The 20347-nt window shown below is 35.1% G+C and carries 20 protein-coding genes and 2 pseudogenes; 15 read left to right on the top strand and 7 right to left on the bottom strand.

Annotated elements, in window-relative coordinates:
- Nucleotides 1-42 precede the first annotated feature (42 nt).
- Nucleotides 43-1668, top strand: a complete 1626-nt coding sequence (pruA, locus tag BOQ64_RS11935; RefSeq protein ID WP_129055521.1) for an L-glutamate gamma-semialdehyde dehydrogenase — start codon at nt 43-45, stop codon at nt 1666-1668.
- A gap of 349 nt (nt 1669-2017) precedes the next feature.
- Nucleotides 2018-2227, top strand: coding sequence for a hypothetical protein (locus tag BOQ64_RS11930; RefSeq protein ID WP_129055519.1), 210 nt, complete (start codon nt 2018-2020; stop codon nt 2225-2227).
- Nucleotides 2228-2444: 217 nt separating this feature from the next.
- On the opposite strand, the gene BOQ64_RS11925 is transcribed toward BOQ64_RS11930, so the two are convergent.
- Nucleotides 2445-4082, bottom strand: coding sequence for a tetratricopeptide repeat protein (locus BOQ64_RS11925; protein WP_129059720.1), 1638 nt, complete (start codon nt 4080-4082; stop codon nt 2445-2447).
- A gap of 453 nt (nt 4083-4535) precedes the next feature.
- On the opposite strand from BOQ64_RS11925, the gene BOQ64_RS11920 reads away from it, so the two are divergent.
- Nucleotides 4536-5696: a thioredoxin family protein gene (locus BOQ64_RS11920; RefSeq protein ID WP_129055515.1), complete on the top strand. Its 1161-nt coding sequence runs from the start codon at nt 4536-4538 to the stop codon at nt 5694-5696.
- Nucleotides 5697-5868: 172 nt separating this feature from the next.
- Here the strand turns inward: BOQ64_RS11920 and BOQ64_RS11915 are convergent.
- Nucleotides 5869-6890, bottom strand: a pseudogene (locus tag BOQ64_RS11915) (3-oxoacyl-ACP synthase III family protein).
- A gap of 74 nt (nt 6891-6964) precedes the next feature.
- Here BOQ64_RS11915 and BOQ64_RS11910 point away from each other — a divergent pair.
- The 5 genes from BOQ64_RS11910 (at nt 6965) to BOQ64_RS11895 (ending at nt 10985) form a co-directional block, all read left to right on the top strand.
- Complete coding sequence (locus tag BOQ64_RS11910) at nt 6965-7864, top strand: CorA family divalent cation transporter (RefSeq protein WP_129055512.1); 900 nt, start codon at nt 6965-6967, stop codon at nt 7862-7864.
- A 249-nt stretch (nt 7865-8113) separates the two neighbouring features.
- A complete protein-coding gene (locus BOQ64_RS23910; protein ID WP_228448340.1) occupies nt 8114-8731 on the top strand; it encodes a patatin-like phospholipase family protein in 618 nt (205 codons plus the stop codon).
- Complete coding sequence (locus tag BOQ64_RS11905) at nt 8662-9699, top strand: hypothetical protein (protein ID WP_228448339.1); 1038 nt, start codon at nt 8662-8664, stop codon at nt 9697-9699. The genes BOQ64_RS23910 and BOQ64_RS11905 overlap by 70 nt, the downstream gene beginning before the upstream one ends.
- A 38-nt stretch (nt 9700-9737) precedes the next feature.
- The gene (locus tag BOQ64_RS11900; protein ID WP_129059719.1) at nt 9738-10697 is read left to right on the top strand and encodes a hypothetical protein; all 960 of its coding nucleotides are present in this window, start codon (nt 9738-9740) and stop codon (nt 10695-10697) included.
- A gap of 9 nt (nt 10698-10706) precedes the next feature.
- A complete protein-coding gene (locus BOQ64_RS11895) occupies nt 10707-10985 on the top strand; it encodes a hypothetical protein (protein ID WP_129055508.1) in 279 nt (92 codons plus the stop codon).
- Between the two features lie 69 nt (nt 10986-11054).
- Here BOQ64_RS11895 and BOQ64_RS11890 read toward each other — a convergent pair whose 3' ends face one another.
- Complete coding sequence (locus tag BOQ64_RS11890) at nt 11055-11630, bottom strand: NAD(P)H-dependent oxidoreductase (RefSeq protein ID WP_129059718.1); 576 nt, start codon at nt 11628-11630, stop codon at nt 11055-11057.
- A 91-nt stretch (nt 11631-11721) separates the two neighbouring features.
- Between BOQ64_RS11890 and BOQ64_RS11885 the strand changes: the two genes are divergently transcribed.
- Together BOQ64_RS11885 and BOQ64_RS11880 are read left to right on the top strand one after the other, a co-directional pair.
- Nucleotides 11722-12099 carry a winged helix-turn-helix transcriptional regulator gene (locus BOQ64_RS11885; RefSeq protein WP_129055506.1) on the top strand — a complete coding sequence of 126 codons (378 nt, stop codon included), beginning with the start codon at nt 11722-11724 and terminating at the stop codon, nt 12097-12099.
- Nucleotides 12100-12195: 96 nt separating this feature from the next.
- Nucleotides 12196-12705, top strand: a complete 510-nt coding sequence (locus BOQ64_RS11880; RefSeq protein WP_129055504.1) for a hypothetical protein — start codon at nt 12196-12198, stop codon at nt 12703-12705.
- A gap of 59 nt (nt 12706-12764) precedes the next feature.
- On the opposite strand, the pseudogene BOQ64_RS11875 reads toward BOQ64_RS11880, so the two are convergent.
- Nucleotides 12765-13324: pseudogene (locus tag BOQ64_RS11875) on the bottom strand (DNA-3-methyladenine glycosylase I).
- Nucleotides 13325-13631: 307 nt separating this feature from the next.
- On the opposite strand from BOQ64_RS11875, the gene BOQ64_RS23905 reads away from it, so the two are divergent.
- The 5 genes from BOQ64_RS23905 to BOQ64_RS23090 all read left to right on the top strand — a co-directional run bounded on the left by BOQ64_RS23905 (nt 13632) and on the right by BOQ64_RS23090 (nt 16307).
- On the top strand, nt 13632-14006 hold the full coding sequence (locus BOQ64_RS23905; protein WP_228448338.1) for an alpha/beta fold hydrolase: 375 nt from the start codon (nt 13632-13634) through the stop codon (nt 14004-14006).
- Between the two features lie 125 nt (nt 14007-14131).
- The gene (locus BOQ64_RS23900; RefSeq protein WP_228448337.1) at nt 14132-14545 is read left to right on the top strand and encodes an alpha/beta fold hydrolase; all 414 of its coding nucleotides are present in this window, start codon (nt 14132-14134) and stop codon (nt 14543-14545) included.
- A gap of 17 nt (nt 14546-14562) precedes the next feature.
- Complete coding sequence (locus tag BOQ64_RS11865) at nt 14563-14940, top strand: hypothetical protein (protein ID WP_129055503.1); 378 nt, start codon at nt 14563-14565, stop codon at nt 14938-14940.
- A 49-nt stretch (nt 14941-14989) separates the two neighbouring features.
- A complete protein-coding gene (locus BOQ64_RS11860; RefSeq protein ID WP_129055501.1) occupies nt 14990-16003 on the top strand; it encodes a TQO small subunit DoxD in 1014 nt (337 codons plus the stop codon).
- Between the two features lie 136 nt (nt 16004-16139).
- Nucleotides 16140-16307: a hypothetical protein gene (locus BOQ64_RS23090; protein WP_164975794.1), complete on the top strand. Its 168-nt coding sequence runs from the start codon at nt 16140-16142 to the stop codon at nt 16305-16307.
- A 197-nt stretch (nt 16308-16504) separates the two neighbouring features.
- On the opposite strand, the gene BOQ64_RS11855 is transcribed toward BOQ64_RS23090, so the two are convergent.
- From BOQ64_RS11855 to BOQ64_RS11845, 3 genes are all read right to left on the bottom strand, one after another.
- A complete protein-coding gene (locus BOQ64_RS11855) occupies nt 16505-17101 on the bottom strand; it encodes a hypothetical protein (protein ID WP_129055499.1) in 597 nt (198 codons plus the stop codon).
- 474 nt (nt 17102-17575) lie between these two features.
- Complete coding sequence (locus BOQ64_RS11850) at nt 17576-19153, bottom strand: DHA2 family efflux MFS transporter permease subunit (RefSeq protein WP_129055497.1); 1578 nt, start codon at nt 19151-19153, stop codon at nt 17576-17578.
- 87 nt (nt 19154-19240) lie between these two features.
- A complete protein-coding gene (locus BOQ64_RS11845; RefSeq protein WP_129055495.1) occupies nt 19241-20344 on the bottom strand; it encodes an HlyD family secretion protein in 1104 nt (367 codons plus the stop codon).
- Between the last annotated feature and the right edge of the window lie 3 nt (nt 20345-20347).

Below are 20347 nucleotides of genomic sequence, written 5' to 3'. Positions count from 1 at the left end.
TACACATACTTATTTAATTTAATAAAAATAATAAAACGTAATATGTCAAAAGCAATTTCGCAAGTACCATTAGCGGTAAATGAGCCGGTAAATTCTTATGTACCGGGATCTCCGGAAGTTAAAAGCCTTATCGACACTTATAAAAAGATGTGGGCTGAGAAGATAGAAATTCCAATGGTTATCAACGGAAAGGAAGTAAAAACTGATACAAAAGTACAGCTTCAGTCTCCTCAGGATCATGCTCACGACTTCGGATTTTATTACCAAGGTGGTATGCAGCATGTGGATGACGCTATCAACGCGGCATTGGCAGCTAAAGAAGCATGGAATGCATTAGGTTGGGAACAACGTGCAGCAATTTTCTTAAAGGCAGCTGATCTATTGGCAGGTCCTTACAGAGATGTTATTAATGCAGCTACAATGATCGGACAATCTAAGAATGTTCACCAGGCTGAAATTGATTCTGCTTGTGAGTTCATCGACTTCTTAAGATTCAACGTAGAATTCATGACTGAAATGTATTCTGAGCAGCCGGTTTCTGACAACGGAATCTGGAACCGTGTAGAGTACAGACCATTAGAAGGGTTCTGCTTTGCAGTAACTCCATTCAACTTTACAGCAATTTCAGGAAACCTTCCTACTTGTATGGCAATGCTAGGAAACGTTGTAGTATGGAAGCCTTCTGACAAGCAGGTTTATTCTGCAAAAGTAATCATGGATGTATTAATTGAAGCTGGTCTTCCTGCTGGAGTTATCAACATGATCTTTACAGATGGTAAAGAAACTGCTGAAAAAGTATTGGCTCACAAAGATTTTGCAGGTCTTCACTTCACAGGTTCTACAAAAGTATTCCAGGGAATGTGGAAAATGATTGGTGATAATATCCACAACTACAGAACATATCCAAGAATCGTTGGAGAAACTGGTGGTAAAGACTTTGTAATTGCTCACCCTTCTGCAAACGTAGAAGCTGTAGCTACTGCTTTAGTAAGAGGTGCTTTCGAATACCAGGGACAGAAGTGTTCTGCGGCTTCAAGAGCTTATGTTCCTAAGTCTCTTTGGGCTGATGTGAAAAAAGTAATGGAAGCTCAGATGGCTACTATCAAAATCGGTTCTCCGGAAGATCCATCTAACTTCGTAAACGCTGTAATTGATAAAAATTCTTTCGAAAAATGTAAAGGATATATCACAAGAGCTAACGAATCTTCTGAAGCTACTGTAGCAATTGGTGGTACATGTGATGATTCTAAAGGATGGTTCGTACACCCAACTGTAATTGAAACTACAAACCCTCAATACGAAAGTATGGTAGAAGAGATCTTCGGCCCAATCTTATCTGTATTTGTTTACGAAGATGCAGACTGGAAAGAAACTCTTAAAGTAGTTGATTCTTCTTCTCCATATTCATTAACAGGTTCTGTATTCTCACAAGACCGTTATGCAATTGCTGAGGCTTACAAAGCATTAGAAAATGCATCAGGTAACTTCTACATCAACGACAAACCAACTGGTGCCGTAGTAGGACAACAGCCTTTCGGTGGTGGTAGAGCTTCAGGAACTAACGATAAAGCTGGTTCTAAAATGAACCTTCTTAGATGGACATCTGTAAGAAGTGTGAAAGAAACTTTTGTTTCTCCAAAAGACTACAAATACCCATACCTAGGGTAATATAAGTAATGAGTAATAGGTGATGAGTAATTGTTGCCTGTTCTTTCAATATAGCCTCGGAATTTCGGTTTCGGGGCTTTTTTGTGGAGTGTTACGAGGTATGGGATTCGGGATTCGGGATTCGGGATTCGGGATTCGAGATTTTAGGTTTTGGCTAAAGCCATTGAACTAGGGTAACTTTAATTTGGCCGTAAAGCCCGCCCCTATTGATGTTGATATCCATATGGATAATGGCTATGGTAACAGCTATAGTTGTTTAACGAAAAGATCTTTTATCTTTTATCTTTTATCTTTTATCTACCATAAAATCATTATATTTGAGTAACACCAATCATAAAAGGGTATTATTATGAAAAAACTATGGATTGGAGCAGTTCTTGGACTTCTTTTCCTTGGAAGCTGTGCTCAAAATAAAGAAAAAAGAGAGGAATTTAAAGATGCTCACAACAAAGACTCTTTACTCAATAAAATGGGTGATTCTGCTGTGGCTAATTCTGAGTCATCAACGGTAACTCCGGATACCTCAAAAGTAAAAACCGACAGTGTCAAAACTAAATAAAATCGCAAATCCACAGAATATCTGTGGATTTGCACTTAAAAAAACTTGACTGAAAAAAAACCGGGCAATCAACCCCGATTATATTGTATAATCATATTCTAATCAGAATATACTTTTTATAGATCAAAAGAGGAACAGTGGCTATTTTATGAAAACAAAATATACACGTGTTCCATATCTAAAGTTTCATGGTTTAAATTGTTGCAGGGAATATATTCTATTTCAGAAAAAGGATAATGCCTTCGAAAATAAAATAGATGAGATGTAATATGATTGTAGTCATTCCCGTAACACTGCCGCAAAGATATACCAGGAGTAGTTGTCCAAAAAACAATAGGTTATCCATTTTCATGAAAATAGTAAGACAGAATACAGAATGGTATTTATCTTTAACTATTTTCGCGAAATGAACATCTTTATCTAACTGACTTTCAGTATCAAGATGTTTAATATAGGCTGATGGTGAGAAGTCTGTAACTGCTTTGAATACTGCAGCAAATTTACTGTGTGAAGAAAAGCCACATTCATCGGCAAGAATACTGATCTTGTATTGTCTGTACTTCTCATCATTGATAAGTTTATCTACAATATAATTAATTCTTAACCTATTAACATAAGTTTTAAAGTCTGAACTTTTATGCTGATTGATAACGTAAGAAAGATATTTGGTATTGGTATTCAGCTCTCCTGCTAAAAATGAAAGAGACATTCCTTTATTGTTATAAAGATCTCCTTTTTCAAACTCATCAAGAAGTTCAAGAAGTTTGGTTTCAGTTTCAGAAGTCATTAAGGAATCATTTCTCTTTCGGTCTGCTTCAGAATCTTTCTCATCTATTTCTTCTACAGATATATTTGAAAATTCAGAATTTACAGGTTGTCTCAGCAAAGATCCCTTATAGCTGTTTGCTACACTCATTTGGGTTCTTATAATACTTCTCAGTCTTGTAAATTGTTTTTTCTGCCTCGTTCTGAAAAAGATAATGATACCAACCAGCGAAACAAACAATATAATAATAGCTGCATTTTTAGCCACATTCATTTGCCCACTTCCTTTATTGGTTTTAGTTACTGTATCTTTAGCTTTTCCTGAAAATCCCTGATTACGGATAGCAATACTATCATAGGCTTTCACATATTTTACAGCATATAAGGATGCTTTAAGATTATCTCCTATTCCTTCATAGTAATCATTGATATTGGAGTAAACAGCTTTCTTAAGTTTCAGACTTCGGGAAGTATCAGCAATTTTCTCAGCTTTTTTAAGGTATACTTCTGCATCTTTCCAGTTCTTCTGCTTTATACGGATTCCCCCAAGCCCATTATAGACCAGTCCAAGTGTACAACTTCCTGCTTTCAGCAAATTTTCAGCTTTTCTGTAATAATCTTCAGAAACGGCATAATCATTAAGTTTAAAATAAACATCTCCCAACAATTGATATGAAATAGCCTGAGTTCTGTTTTCATTTTGGGTGTTTATTTTTTCAAAATTTTTCAGGGAAAATTCAATGTATTGTATAGCGTTTGCATAATTGCCTACCTCCATTTCATAGAAAGCCATTTCCTGATTCAGTATTCCTTCAGCTTCATTGCTTTTCTGGAAATCGGAAATTTGTCTGGAAGCTCCCAGGCCTTTAGCAATATATTTTTTAGCTCTTTCGTATAACCCTACCTGTCTATACTGTTTCGATAATAATTTACATACACGGGCCATCCATTCTTTATCATCCGTCTGTTCAATTAATGAATGGGCATTTTCGCTATAGCACAGTGCTTTTTTAATATCTCCGCCATGATGATACAGATCTGAAGAGATCATCAGACTTTTTACTTTATCTAATGGCTCATGGGCAGCCAAATACAGTGAATCGGCAGTATTAATCGCTTTAGGTAAATCTTTATAAGCTGTTATAGCGGAAACCCTTTCGCACGCTTGATCGAAATCGTTTTTTTCTGGGCAGATATGGAGATTGCTGTTACCAGCAAGAACAAAAGTTTCAATAGATTATTAGACATAAAAAAACAAATTATTATTCTTATAATAATTCATCATTTTCTCACGGGTGTCTTTTTGTTTTTTTACAAAATTAGTAATATTTTGCTTTTTATTAAAATATTCTATTGAAATTTAATCATTTAACTAAAACAACCATTTACATTAATTTTAATAATAAGTCTAAAACAATGGATGTTTTTCTTTCATATAAGCCTATACCTGTATTAAAAATAAAGTTCTCCAATAATTATTTTCAATGTGAATAACTTAAATGTCATCATATTTATTACATTTGCAGGAAACAAAACGTTTTTTATGAAAAAGATAGTGATCCTTTCCACTCTATTTATAGGTGCACTTGCATGGGCACAGGGCATTAAATTTGAAGATGGCAACTTTGCCTCTATTCTTGCCAAAGCTAAAAAAGAAAACAAACTGATCTTTGTAGACGCTTATGCATCCTGGTGCGGACCATGTAAACTGATGGTTAAAAATATTTTCCCTCTTAAAAATGTGGGTGATTATTATAATTCTCATTTTATCAATGCTAAAATTGATATGGAAAAAGGAGAAGGAATTGAACTAGCAAAAAAATACAATGTAAAAGCCTTCCCTACTTACCTTTTTATTGATGGAAATGGGGAAGCAATACACAGAACATTGGGATATGTTGAAGAAAAAGACTTCATTCAGTTTGCAATGGATGCTAATGACCCAAGCAAAAGACTGACTTCTTTAAAGCAACAATTTGAAAAAGGGGAAAAAGATCCTGCATTTTTAAAAAATCTTGCTGAACTTACTATTTATAACGATGGGGAGTTTGCCGAAAAAGTACTGAACCGTTATTTTCAGGTGAAGCCTGCAATGGATGCGGAAGATGCACAATTGCTTATTTCCGGTATACAAACAACAGAAAGTCCTTTATATAAGATCTTTCAGGATAAAAAAGCAGAGATTGTAAAGCTTTTTCCTGATGACAGATATGACAGGTTTAATCAGAGCTTCCAAATGAATACGATCACTAAAAAGGCGTATAATGCTGACACTAAAACCTGGAATGACCAATATTTTATTACAGAAGCTCAGAAACTGGTAAGCAAAGAAAATGCAGAAAGATTATTAAAAAAACTAAAAGCAGGCAAAGCTTTAAAAAACAAAGATATTGCCCTTTTTGAAAAACTGACATTAGAGGTATACCAGGACTACACTAAAGCAGGTGCTAATGAATTAAATTCTGCAGCATGGAACTTTTTTGAGAATGTAAGCAATAAAGCATCCCTAGAAAAGGCTGTAGCATGGTCTCAGGAGTCTGTAAAAAAGAGCGAAAGCTTTGCAACTACGGATACACTGGCTAATCTTTACAATAAGATCGGAGATAAAAAGAACGCAAAAATGTGGGCTGAAAAAGCCATTGAACTGGCAAAAAGTGAAGGACAGGACTTTTCTGATACTGAGAAATTACTGAAAAGTCTTTAATATACAGGCAGAAATATAAAATAAAAAACCGCAGAATGTTCTGCGGTTTTTTTATGTTTTTATTGGATGAGTACCACCCAAAGAATTTTTGACACTTCTCCGAAGGAAGGGAATGATTACGTTTTCAATTGTTCTGTTAATGGATGTTGAAAACATTCAAATTTTTAAATCATTAATATTCAAAAAGAACACTTCCCCATGTAAATCCGCTTCCGAAAGCTGAAAGAAGTACTAAATCTCCTCTTTTAATTTTTCCTTGTTCAATGGCTTCACTTAAAGCAATTGGAATAGATGCTGCTGTAGTATTTCCGTATTTCTGAATGTTATTGAAGATCTTCTCATCCGGCAATCCGAACTTCTGCTGAACAAACTGAGCAATTCTAAGATTAGCCTGGTGAGGAATAAACATATCAAGATCTTCTACAGTTTTTCCTGCTTTGTTTAAAGCTTCCATCATCGTTTCCGGGAATCTTGTTACTGCATGCTTGAACACGAAGTTTCCGTTCATGATAGGATATACTTCTTTGTTCGTTACATTTTCCGGCTCTTTTCTCATTCTGTCACTCCATCCGAATTTAGAACCTGGGAACTGTGTACACAATTCATCTGCGTATTTTCCTTCAGAATGCATATTTACCGCTAAAACATCTCCTGCATTTTCATCTTCTGTTGCGGAAAGTACAACCGCTCCTGCCCCATCTCCGAAAATAACAGAAACCCCTCTTCCTTCATCAGAAAAATCCAGTCCGAAAGAATGAACTTCTGCTCCTACAACCAAGATATTCTTATACGTTCCAGACTTAATGAAAGCATTAGCAACACTCATAGAATATACAAATCCTGAACACTGGTTTCTTACATCTAGTGCTCCTATGGTATCACACCCAAGCATATCCTGAAGTAAAACTCCACATCCCGGAAAATAGTAATCCGGAGAAAGGGTTGCAAACACAATATAGTCAATATCTTTAGCGGTTAACCCTGCATTTTCAATAGCTTTTTCTGATGCCTTGAATCCTAAATATGCAGCAGTTTCCTGAGAATCGTTTCTGTTTTTTCTGTGTCTTCTTTCCTTGATGCCTGTTCTTTCTGTAATCCATTCATCATTGGTAGTCATTAGTTTGGCTAAATCATCATTGTAACAACGTTATCTGGAACATAAAATCCCACACCTTTTATTGTACTTTTAATCATATAGTTTTAATAATTTTGGCAAAGATAAAACTTATTTAACACATAGTTTTTCAAAATATTAGTATTTTTACTTTATGCCAATTGATACGATATACAGAAGCACCCACTGCGAATGGGTAGATGTAGAGGCTCCTACTGCAGAAGACCTGAAATTTCTTCATGAACGATACGAAATTAATAATCTTCTTCTGGAAGACACCATAGATCCCAATCACCTTCCAAAATATGAAGAAGACGGGAATGTAAAATTCTTTCTTCTCCGTGAAAGTACAGAACTGGAAAGAAAAAACCTGAATACCATCAGCGATATCAGTACAAAGATTGCAATTTTCATTCTGGATAAAACCATTATCACCATCCACAGAATGAAAACCAGAAGTATTTCCGAGACAAAGAAAAAACTTTCCCTTACCCAGGAAGAAGTAACTCCCCAGAAAATAGCTTTAATGATCGCCATATTGATTATGAAAAGCTTTGATGATGAATCGGTGAGCTTGCTGGAAACTATGGACAATATTGAAAACGAGATTTTTCTTAAAAATACCAACCATACCAGCCAAATCAGAAGACTCTACAAACTGAAAAGAAAATCCGGGTTGAATTCAAGAGTTTTGGTTATTTCCACAGATGCCATCGATAAGTTTAAATTATTGAATCTACAGGACTCCGAAATTGTGGATTTAAAGGATAAACATAAGGACGTAGTAGCCGATTTTGACCATCTGAATACCCAGATTACCAACCTTATTTCGATGTTCCTTGCTCTTTCTGATCAGAAAGCCAATCAGGTGATGAAAGTTTTGGCTATTTATTCTGTGTATTTCTTACCGATCACTTTTATTGCCGGAGTGTATGGGATGAACTTTGATAATATGCCTGAACTTCATCATAAATATGGCTATTACTTTACAATAGGCGGTATGGCATTGGTTGTAATCAGCACGTTTATCTATGTAAGGCGCAGACAGTGGTAATCTGATACTACTTAATTTTATTTCCCACAGATTTCACAAATTACACAGATGATGAAAATCTGCTTAATCTGTGAAATCTGCGAGAAATTAATCTCATAATATTCTTATGAAAGTTTCTGATTTTTTGTCGTTGCAATACATCTAAGTACACTATCAATATTTAATCTAAAATAATCTTTTGGTTTATGAATAAATAGTAATTTAGAGATTGCTTCACCTACGGTTCACAATGACAAAAAACCAGTGACAATGAAAACTGAAAACCTAAATACAGTTCTGAAAGATGATTCTCTTTCACAAGCGTCTAAAGATAAGCTTATTGCTTTGCATGAGAATATTTCTGCTAAAGAATTTTCTGATCTTTTGGATGCGCAAGGCAATCAGTATATAGAATTTGTACAGGAAGGCGGCGGTGTTTGGGGAAGTGCTTTGGTAGGTTATCTTTATGGATTGGAAATCTTCGGAATCCGCTTCCTGAAAGTGGCAGGAACCAGTGCCGGGGCCATTAATACTATGCTTATTGCAGCTTGTAAAACAAAAGAAGAACCGAAAAGTGAACTTATTAAAGACATTTTGTTCAGCTGGAATTTTGCAGATTTTATGGATGGGAAAACGTATGTAAAGACAACCCTACATGGAATGTTGAACAATAAGAATTTCTTTAAAATCAATGCTGTTATTGCAGCCATTCTGTTCATTATTCTCATAAGTATTCCTTTTGCAGCTCCTTCAGGAAGTATTCTGAATGCTAAACTGATGTTTCTAATTCCCTTGATTCCCGCAGTTATCCTGTTTTTATGCATAAAAAACTCTACAACAATTTCAGAAAAGAAAACAGCGGCCTTAATCCGGGAAATGTTTTTCTGAATACAATGAAAACAGCTCTGGATAATTTTGGAATTAAAACAGTAGCCAATCTCAATGAGAAATTTATACAAAAGGAGCGGGATCTTAACCTCAACTATCGTTATGGAAACGGACAGGAATATTACAACCTCACTTTGGCCAATATTGAGAAAATCAGGGCTAAAAATCTGGAACATATCGATCAGACAAGGTATAAGATTTTCTATGACAGCACTGTGAATAATGATTATTATAAAAACAACCCATTTTATCTTCTCCGGTCTGAATATGTTGTGATTACTACAGATATCAATGCTAAAATAAAGGTGGAACTGCCTACTATGGCTAATTTATACTGGTCTGAAGAGGAACTGAAACACATCAGCCCGGCAGAATTTGTAAGAGCTTCCATGTCTGTCCCATTTTTCTTTGAACCTTTTCAGAAAAGAATTAACAGAGATGAAGATTCAGTGAAATATGCCTGGAAGTTTTGGCTGAATACCAAAAAGGAAAACATCAACCCTGTTGGAGTTTTCATTGATGGTGGCAGTATTTCCAATTTTCCTATTGATCTGTTTCACGCAGATGAAGTTTTTTATCCGAGAATGCCTCTTTTTGCTGTACAGTTAACAAGCGATTCTGATCTTCTTTCTGAAAAGGGAAAAACCAGTGAGGAGATTCTCAAAACCCCCTTCAGCTATGCAGGAAATATCATCAGTACTTTACAGGGGTTCAATGACAAAGTTTTTCTTACCAAACATAGTTTTTATCGTCTTTACAGTATACAGACTGTTAACTGTGGAAACAGCAGCTGGCTTAATTTCTTTATGAAAAAGGAAGAGAAAGAAGATCTTTTCAACAGAGGTTTTCAAGCAGCACTTGACTTCCTTAACCAATTTGATTGGGAGAAGTACAAATATGAACGTATGATGCTTACCATGAAGGAGAAAAAAATACTAAAGGAAGAGGACACACCTACGGTGGGATAAGGATTTTTAAGTATTTTAGCAAAAAAAGTATAACACTAATGATTACTTTAAGAAAATTTTCATTACTCCTATTTTTAGTTACATTATCAATTCACCATTTACAGGCTCAAAAAAACATTGAAGATTATAAAAATGAAATCCTTTCTGAAGATAAAATGCTAATCACTACTAATAAAGCAATTAAATTGATTCAGGAGAGCAAATCTGAGGATTTTAAAAATTTATTTGCAGATGATATAAAGAAAAACATCACAGATTCACAGATAAAGCAACTTATAGTCCAGCTTAACAATCTTTTTAAAACTGAAGGAATACCAACAGACAAAAGAGATATCACACCTTCTTTGCACGCCAGTGTTAAAGGAAAAGATACACTTTTCCTCAATAATATTAATTATAATTACAAGTCGTCAAAATCTTTAATATTCAGTTTTTCAAAAAATTATGGAACTGATAAAATTATAGGATTACACCTTAAGGAAAAACCTCTAAATTCAGGAAACTACAGACCTAATATCAAACAGATTGAAAGTTTCCAATTTAATATTGATGATATAAAAAACTTTAGGATTTACTATGATGAAGGAAAAGATAAGAAAACAAAATTTAAAAATGAGATTGGTTATTTTGTCATTCAAGGAGATGCTGAAAAATTAAAAAAAACAGGCATTAAATCAATTATTGAAAACATTTTTTCAGATCTGTCTAAGTCAAAATATGAATCTGTAAATATTTTCAATCAGCCACTAGATCGTGGTGAAAATCCTAATTTTATACAGATAGAATTTGCGCTAAAAGATAAACCTTATTTAATTTCACTTTATCTTCCACTCAAAAATGATCAAAAATACTCGGGTAAAATAGTTTTAATGGAAAAGGAATATCAAAATCTTGGTTACCAATTTATACTAGATCAAAACAATTACACCAATATTGTTAAAGAATTTCCGAGAATTTTAGACTTAAAACTAGATAATTTCTACGAAGACATACCTTAGCTCATTACAATGAAATACATATGTGAGATCATTTGGGGGATAATATCAGCTGTACCCAATCATATTGAAACAGATACCTCCCTACTTTCTACATTATCTGCAGAAGATATAAATGTTTGGAAATCCAATCATTTTTTAATTCAGGAAGGTATTCTGGAAATTATTGCTTTTGATAGTGGATATACTCTTGTAAAATTTAAAGACGAGAAACTGTCCAATACATTTAAAGAATATTTTCAGGAGCAAGCCATGGATCTGGATCAATTTAATACAAAATATATCAGTTAAATATAACCTTACTATACAAAAATATAGCTCCATGTCTACAATTTACAAGAACAAATATATTGACAAGTATTAAAGAGAGTCCTGGCAGCTATCAAGGGCCAATTTACCTTGACCTGAAAGAGCCTCCAAAAACTCAAGATACATAGGAACACTTCTCTCAATCCATTCCTCTGAAGGATTACGCTCTATACCATAATAAACAAAAGGATCTTCATATTGTGCCTTAATATATTCAAAGGTTAACTCATAAGGTCTGAGAAGTTCCTTCATCGTATATTTATATTTTCCTGAAGCAGAGTATACGTCTTCATCAATTCCGGCAGTAACAGCTAAAGCCATTTTTTTCCCAGCAAGTTTAAATCCACTGTTGCTTCCATATGCCCAACCATATAAAATAACCTCATCCAGCCATTGTTTCAAAAGTGGCGGGCTGCTGAACCAGTAGAAAGGAAACTGAAATACGATATTATCATGAGACTCCATCAGCTCCTGTTCTTTTGCTACATTAATTTTTCCATCGGGATATGCTTTGTATAATTGATGTACTGTATATTTTTCGGGATTTTTTTCCAATTCTTCAATCCATCTTTTATTGATGACAGATGTTTCAATTTCAGGATGGGTAACAATAATTAACGTCTTCATTATGTTTAAATTTCTATAACAAAAATACAACACTTTACTTACATTTCGTACATTAGCTACCAATTGTAGGGTACTATAAAAAATGTAAGTAATGACTAAAATAAAGGAAACGTCAACCAATTTCTCCAATAAAAAAGCGCTTTCGGATGAATGTCCGGAGGTTTACGCATCCAATATCATCGGTGGGCAATGGGCACTTGCGATCTGCTGCTACCTCATCAATGGTAAAATGAGATTTGGCGAACTTAAGAAACGTCTTCAGAATATTACTGAACGTATGCTTACGCTCCAACTTCGCAGGCTGGAGGAAGATAAGATTATTACGAGAACAGTTTATGCTGAAGTGCCACCACGGGTAGAATATGAACTGACAGAAATCGGTTATAAACTGAAACCTATTATTCTGGAGTTTGAAAAATGGGGAATAGAGCACAGACAGGTAATCGAAAACCCTCCTGAAAATGAATAAAATAAATTCAACAAGAACAACAGTTAAAAAGTAATTTATACTTCATTTTATTATTTTATGTAAATTTAATTACCAATTTATACACAAAATAATATCATGAAAAATCTAATATTCTTATTATCCCTCACAACAACAATTCTTTGTCACTCCTTTACAAATGCACAAAAGATTTCTGATGGTCAGACTTTAGAAGTTAACGGTATGGATGTTACCTTCAATATTCTCAATAAAGAAAGTGTTGAATCTGGTGGGAAGCAATATGACCGTTATAAAGTCTCGGCATCAGTAAAAAATAAATCGGATAAAGCGTACAACATCAGATTGTCTGCTTTTCCACAGATCGTAAGCAATATTGGTCTTATAGAATTGGACTGTATTAATGCTACCGGAGCAAGACTCACTTCTAAAAAAATGGAACTGAAAATGAAAGCACAGATGCTCAATGTAACCTATTCTGCTTATGACCAATCCGGAAAATTTACAACCAGTACGATTCCCGTAACCGGAAGTTATTATTTCGATCCGGGCGACATCATCAGTGATAATGCCATTTTTATTGTTCCTCAAGGCGAAAAACCAGATGTTACTGTAAGAAGTTTAAAATAATTCTTCATGCCAACAAATTTGTGTTGGCATGATATTTTTTACTAAAGATTCAATTGTTTTTAGTTTTTCTCGCCTTTGTTCCATAAAGGTTTCTGATCTAAAACTTTTGCATAAATGGGACAGGTTTCATGATGTGACCCTTTCAGATAACCGGTGCTCATCAGAAATTCATTTACAATTTCACCACCTGTAAACTTGAATGTTTTCTTAAACAGTTTCATCCATTCTGGTAATGTTTTAGGATGATGATGCTCCAGCCATTTCTCAAAGGAACCAAACTCTTTTTGCAGCTCTATGATGGTTTTTGCATTTTCAATGGCTGCATTTACTTTCAGTTTATTTCGGATAATTCCACTGTCACTTAAAAGTCTTTCCCTGTCTTCCTCAGTATAAGATGCTATTTTTTGATATCAAAATTGTCATAGGCCTTTCTGAAACTTTCTTCTTTCTTTAAAACCGTTTCCCAGCTTAAACCTGCCTGATTGATTTCCAGAATCAATCTCCCAAACAATTCATTATCATCATGAATAGGGAATCCATAATAGTTATCGTGATAATTTTTATGCAATTCTTTTCTGCTCTCAGGCTGCATTCCGTCTATGGCTAAGCAATAACTCATTGAAGTATCTGTTTTGGTTTAACGGGATAAAGATAAGGCAAGGTTGTGACAACTGTTAGTCAGTAGTGTATTTTTTTGAAGAAAGGAAGATGGAAGTTTTTTGGTTTGAAAAATCTTTCAAAGTCTTTTAACAAATAGACATCTACTCTATCCATAACATCACAATTAAAAGTACTAAAATTCACTTCCTCTGGAGGGGTGGCAAAAATTTAAATAATTTTTGACGGGATGGTTTATAACATTCCCATCAACAGCTCTTTTCAATACCTTAAAAATATTAACTAGATTAGCAATCCAAAAAACATCCATGAAATTAATATTTTCCCTTTTGTTGTATTTATTTTCAGTTTCCATATATGCTCAGACCATCTATTCAAAAAACTATGGAAACCAACAGAATCCTGTCGTGATTTTTATTCATGGCGGACCAAGTGGAAATGCTACATTATTTGAAGGAACTACTGCTCAAAAACTAGCTGATAAAGGCTTCTACGTAATTGTATATGACAGACGCGGTGAAGGACGTTCCAAAGATGAAAATGCCACCATGACCTTCAAAGAAAGTTTTGAAGATCTGAATCAGCTTTACCATACTTATCATATCCAGAAAGCCCATATTCTGGCACACAGCTTCGGTGGAATCATCGGCACTCTGTTTACCAGTAAGTTTCCGGAAAAGTAAAGACCCTTACCCTTGCCGGAGCTTTATTTACCCAACAGGAAACCTATGACCATATTTTAAAGAAAGCCAAAGAACATTTTAAAAATGATCCTGCTCAGCTGCAGGAAATTGCTGAAATAGAAAACTTGGATAAAAACTCAGCTGCTTACCGAAAAAGGTGTTACGAAGTGGCCAGTAAACTCAATTTCTTCACGATGCCCAGTCCTACCCAGGAAAGTAAAAACCTTAGAGCAGAATATGAGGTCAGTGAATTCTATAAAAATAATATCAGAAACCATAACTCTCCTATTAAATTTTATCAGAATGAACCATTGAATAATCTTGACAATACAGCCGTTTTGAAAGAGATCAAAAGAAAAAGTATTCCTCTTTTTGCTGTATATGGAAAAAATGATGGAATATTCTCAGAAAAACAACTCAACAAGCTTAGAAGCATCGTTGGAAAAAATAATTTTAAGCTTATTGATAACTGTTCCCACTATTTATTTGTAGATCAGCAAGCTGAATTTTTAAAATTTATTGAGCTAAAATTAAAATAAAGTGTAGTTTTGTAAGAATGCCAGACACCGGAATCCATATCAGGACTTATAAAGCAGTCATTACGATGCTTATTTTGGTGTTTTCATTATCACCATGTCCTGTTAAAAGAGATGTTCTTGATATTTTTGATATTCAATATATCAGTGGTTTAAATAAAGTAAAAACCACATCCGGACTTTCCACAAACTGCGATATATCTTCCACTTCTTCAAAGATTTCCATTTCCAAAACAGATGCTAAGATTAAGCAAAAAAAATCTTTTCTGGATTTTAACGTAGGTTCGAGAAGTGCGGAGGAAGAAAATCCATTTCTCAATGAATATTCAGGGCATACTACAGGAAACAGCCCTCCGAAGTATATTTTATTTAAAAGACTGAAACTGAATCTGGTTTAAAACTTTTTAATCCAGAACAATCAGTTTTTTACAATACAATATAAATTCAATGAAACATACTACAAACAGCCAGTCTTATGACCTGGCCGGATTATATACTTTATCCCTTCGAATGGTTATCGGATGGACCTACTTTTCAGCCTTCTGGCGCAGACTTATCCTTGAAAACAAACTTATTCCTGATGAAAAAGGATACATTGGGGAAAAATTCAACCATTTTTTACCGAATGCCTTAGGCATTAAGCCTATTATAGAATATCTGGTTACTCATCCAGATGCCTTACAGAGATCAATGATGATTTTTACGATCATTGAAGCTATTGTAGGCTTATTTATCATTCTCGGACTCTTTACCCGATTAATGAGTATAGGAATTTTCAGCCTTGCACTAGGTATTCTCCTAGGTTCAGGATGGCTGGGAACAACCTGTCTGGATGAATGGCAAATTGGAGTTCTGGGAGTTGCGGGTGGCTTCGTTCTATTCCTTACCGGAAGCGGATCTTACTCTCTTGATGACTATTTTATAAAGAAAAACAAAGATTTCACTCAGAAAAAATGGTTTCAGTGGCTGGGTTCCGGAGTACTACCTGTTTCCAGTCCAAAGATTTTTGTGCTCACAGGTTCCCTTCTTATTTTTGGACTTACGCTTTATACCAATCAATATTTTCATGGTGGTGTTTGGGGAACTCTACATAACAAGTCTGTAAAACCCAAACTGGAAATTTCCAATATTTCTCACACTCATTCAGATTTAAAATTTGAAGTTTACAGAACAGAAGGTGCTGATGTATATGGCTCTTTCCTCATCGGAATTCATATTCTGGATAAAAACGGGAATATTTTAAAGGAAATTGATCATAAAGAGCTTTCAAAGTTTTCTAAAGATCATATTCAAAATCATTATGTAGCTAAAGTAAAACCAGGAAAACACAGTCTTATTATTCCATTGGGAGCTAAAGCAGATCTCAGTATTGGAATTGATGATATTCTTCAAAAGGATGCTGTTCATACTTTAAAACTGATAGACATTAGTGGAATTGAATGGACAGGAAGTATCAAATAAATGAATTAGAGCAACATGATACCGGGAAACGTGATACGAGGTTCGTGGTATTGATTTATGGGCCATACATCTGCTTTATATAGTCTTTCAACAGAATATTTCGAATATTTTTTAGGTTTTGGCTAAAGCCAGATGAGTGTTTATTTATAATGAGAGCGGGCTAAAGCCCGCTCCTATTGATATTGATATTGATATTGATATTGATATTGATATTGATATTGATATTGATATTGATATTGATATTGATATTGATATGGAAAATTGGCGTTTAATAAATGGCTGGGCTAAAGCCCACCCCTATTGATGTTGATATCCGGATGGATATGCATAAACACAATAGTTGTTTAACGAAATAATCTTTAATCTTTAATCTTTAATCTTTAATCTTTAATCTTTAATCTTTAATCTTTAATCTTTAATCTTTAATCTTTAATCTTTAATCTTTAATCTTTAATCTTTTATCTTTTATCTTTTATCTTTTATCTTTTATCTTTTATAAACTTATTTCTCCGCCACAACCACTTCATATACACATGAGCTGTCCGGATCGAGTTTCAGTACTTTCATTTCAAATAAAACATCCAGTCCCATAGTATCGCATACTCCCTGGATAAAAGGTTCTATAACCGGCCACTTCAGCAGTCCTGCGATATGGAGACTTTGTGTGATTTTGTAGTAACGGTCTACTCCTTTAATCAGTAGTTCAACTCTGTGGTCATTTAATTCTTTGAAATCAAAATTATATTCGGGACTGGATGTAAAAACTGCTCCTATTACTATTTTAGCTACTGCCGGAATTCCTGGCTGCAGATTAGGTTTGGTTTCTATATTTTTCACGGCCATTCTTGATCCAAGATCATACATGAAAGCAGTAGAAAGTTCATTCACTTTCTCTTCTCCATAAAGCTTACCTGCCTGTTTCAATAATCCGCCATAAAAAGCTCCTGTAATATCTGAAAGGCGTTGGGTAAGTTCTGTAAACGTTGCAGGAAAAAAGTCTGTGATGATCTGATTCTGATCCATTTCAGAATGGTAAACATCATGTTTCCTGAAGTCTGATAATGCCATAAAGGTTTCCGGCAATTGTATCTGGTTCATATTAACGTTAAGTTTAAGGTTATCAGTTGGTAAATATGGGATACATTATTGTTTTAAAAAGATTGGATAATTAAAAACCATTATCGGGAAAGTATTTCACAATGATCTATGTTCAATTCATCATATCTTCAGCTTTTCAAAAGCAAAAGGCATTAAAACTCTATAAAGATGCGGGAAACAGATCCGTATGCATCAGGAAAAAGTATTCCTGATTTTACCTCCTGAAGAGGAATTCTTGAGGTGAGGGAATGTATTCATATTTTTTCATTTGGTAGTGTAAAGCTAAAAAAAATAAATAAATTCTCCAATAAGTGATTTTATTTTTAACAAAATGAGTAATGAACTTAAAAGATAGGAAGTTGAAGGCTTGAACATGGGAGATATTCCCCTTAGAAAATGTATCAATTGTGTTGTTTTTCACCTCTACTTTTAAACAAAAAAACCTCCGGAAAATCCGAAGGTTTTAATTAAAATTTAGTGCATGGCTTCACTCAAATCTATTTTTTCTTTACTCTTTCTTTCTTTTATAAATAAGATAAACGGAATACATATTAAAAATATTACACCGAGGTAAAGAAATACATCCATATAAGACAATACTGTTGCCTGTTTGGTGACAGATAGGTCAAGCATTTTATAAGCGGCATTCATTGCGGCATCAGGAGTCATCCCTTTTGCGATGAAATTGGCCTTTAATGATGCCAGTCTCTGCTGAACATCAAAACTGTTTACATCTAAATGGGAAATCAGATTATTCCTGTAGGTCTGGCCTGCATTGGCAATGAAAGTAGTAATAGCGGCAATCCCAAAAGATCCACCCAACTGTCTCATCATTCCGGTGAAGGCAGCCCCTTGACCAATCTCCTGACCTTTAAGCGTACTTAATGACAGGGACGTAATCGGGATAAACAATAATCCTAATCCGGCTCCTCTCACAATCAGCATCCAGAAGAAAGCTTCTTTACTCGTATCCGGAGTCAGAATTTTGTAGCCCCAGAAACTGTAAATAAAGAAGATGAATAACCCCAGGGAAACCAATATCTGCTGTTTTGCCCCTTTTGTAAGTAATTTTCCAATAATTGGCATCATAAAGGCAGTGGTTAAAGCTGCGGGGATCATTAAAGCTCCCGACTGAAGAGCCGTCCATCCCAAAATACTCTGCGTATACAACGGAACAATAAAGGTAGATCCATATAGTCCGAATCCTAAGACAAAGGACATAACGGTTCCGATCCTCAGGTTTCCGTTTTTCAGTACCCTGAGTTCCACAATCGGATATTTGAAGGTAAGCTCCCGCCAGAGGAATAATATAAATCCTAAAATGGCTGCTACGGTGAAGGCTACAATCATTCCACTTTCAAACCAGTCTTCTTCATGACCTCTTTCCAGAATGAACTGCAATGAACCTACTGTTATGGCCAACAAAGCAATTCCTATCCAGTCTACATCCGATACCCTACGTTTTTCAGCATATTTTGGACTTCTCACAAACTGAAGCGTCATTAATGTCGCCGCAATCCCGATTGGAATATTGATATAGAAAATATATGGCCAGCTGTAGTTGTCAACGATATATCCTCCCAATGGTGGGCCCAAAGTAGGACCAATAATTACCCCTAATCCATAGATGGCCTGAGCCATACTTCTCTTTTCTATCGGATAAGATTCCGTGATAATCGTTTGTGATGTTACCAGAAGGGCTCCCCCACCAATTCCCTGCATCAGCCTGAAAAATACCAGTTCCCAGATATTCGTTGCATTACCGCAGAGGAATGAAAAGATGGTAAATATGATAATGGAAGCTGCAAAGTAATTTCTACGCCCGAATTGCTGAGAAAGCCAGCTGGTCATCGGCACGATAATTACGTTTCCGATGGCATAGGCAGTAATCACCCAGCCCACTTCTGAAAGTGTAGCTCCCAGGTTCCCCTTCATTTCATTAAGGGCAACATTCACAATCGTGGAGTCCACAATCTCAAGCAGAGCACAAAGAATAGCTGTGATTGTAATAATCACTCTTCGGGCTCCATATTCTACTAATGAATCTTGCATAAGTTTTTTACGATGTTAAAAAGTCAATGGTTAATTTTGTTTAATTGGTTTACAAAACTGACCATTGGTTTTTAACAATTTTAAATGTTATTTCAATGAAACCTCAGCCTTCACATTCATTCCTGTTCTTAATCTTTTCGCAATGTTCTTATCAAGATTTACAAAATCGATTTTTACAGGAAGTCTCTGCACTACTTTTACGAAGTTTCCACTTGCATTATCAGGAGGAAGAATAGAGAACGTAGCACCAGTAGCCGGAGAGAATGAGCTTACTACCCCATCAAATTCTTTATCAGGGAATGCATCAATCTCAATTTTCACTTTCTGTCCTTCTACCATTTTATCTACCTGCGTTTCTTTAAAGTTCGCCACTACCCATTTCTGATCATTTTTAACCAAAGCAAATAGCTGAGCTCCTGCCTGAAGATACTGACCTGCCTGCGTAGGTACTTTTCCAACATATCCGTCTTCCGGAGCCAGAATTACCGTGTATGATAAATTTAATTTAGCATTTTCTACATCTACTTCTCTTTGCTTCGCTACTGAACTTGCAACACTGATCTGCTGAGAACTTGCTGCCGTCTGAGAAGAGGCAATTGTAGTCTGCTGAGCAATTTGGTTTCTTTGCTCTACCAATACCTGAAGTTGTTTATCTGCAGATTGTTTTGCTGCCAGAGCCTGCTCATATTGCTGTTCTGTAATAGAGTGATCCTTTACAAGATTTGCATATCTTTTTAAGTCCTGAGACGTTTTCCAAACATTTACTTTTGCTGCTTCAATCTGTGCGTTAGCTGTTGCTACAGCTGCTTCAGAACTGTTGATGTTCTTAGAAGTAGCAGTGGTTGTAGCTTCTGCGGTAGAAATATTACTTTTTGCTGTTGTTAAAGCTGCCTGCGACTGATCCAGAGCCATTTTCTGATCTCTGTTATCTAAAATCACAAGAGTATCCCCTTTCTTTACGAACTGGTTATCTTTTACTTTTACCTCAGCTACATATCCTGATATTTTAGAAATTACCGGTGCCATATTGGAAGCAATCTGAGCATCATCTGTCTCTTCATGATACTGCCCGTAGCTATATGCTCTGTAACCGTAGATTCCTCCTCCGATTACTACGGCTGCTAAAATGATAGGAAAAACTAAACTTTTTTTCTTTTTAGGTTCAGCTGCCTGTGTATTATTATTTTCCATTTT

Source organism: Chryseobacterium sp. CH25, from assembly GCF_004119455.1.
Lineage (GTDB): Bacteria > Bacteroidota > Bacteroidia > Flavobacteriales > Weeksellaceae > Chryseobacterium.
The sequence above is the reverse complement of the archived record's forward strand: the minus strand, read 5'-3'. Positions and strand labels throughout refer to the sequence as shown.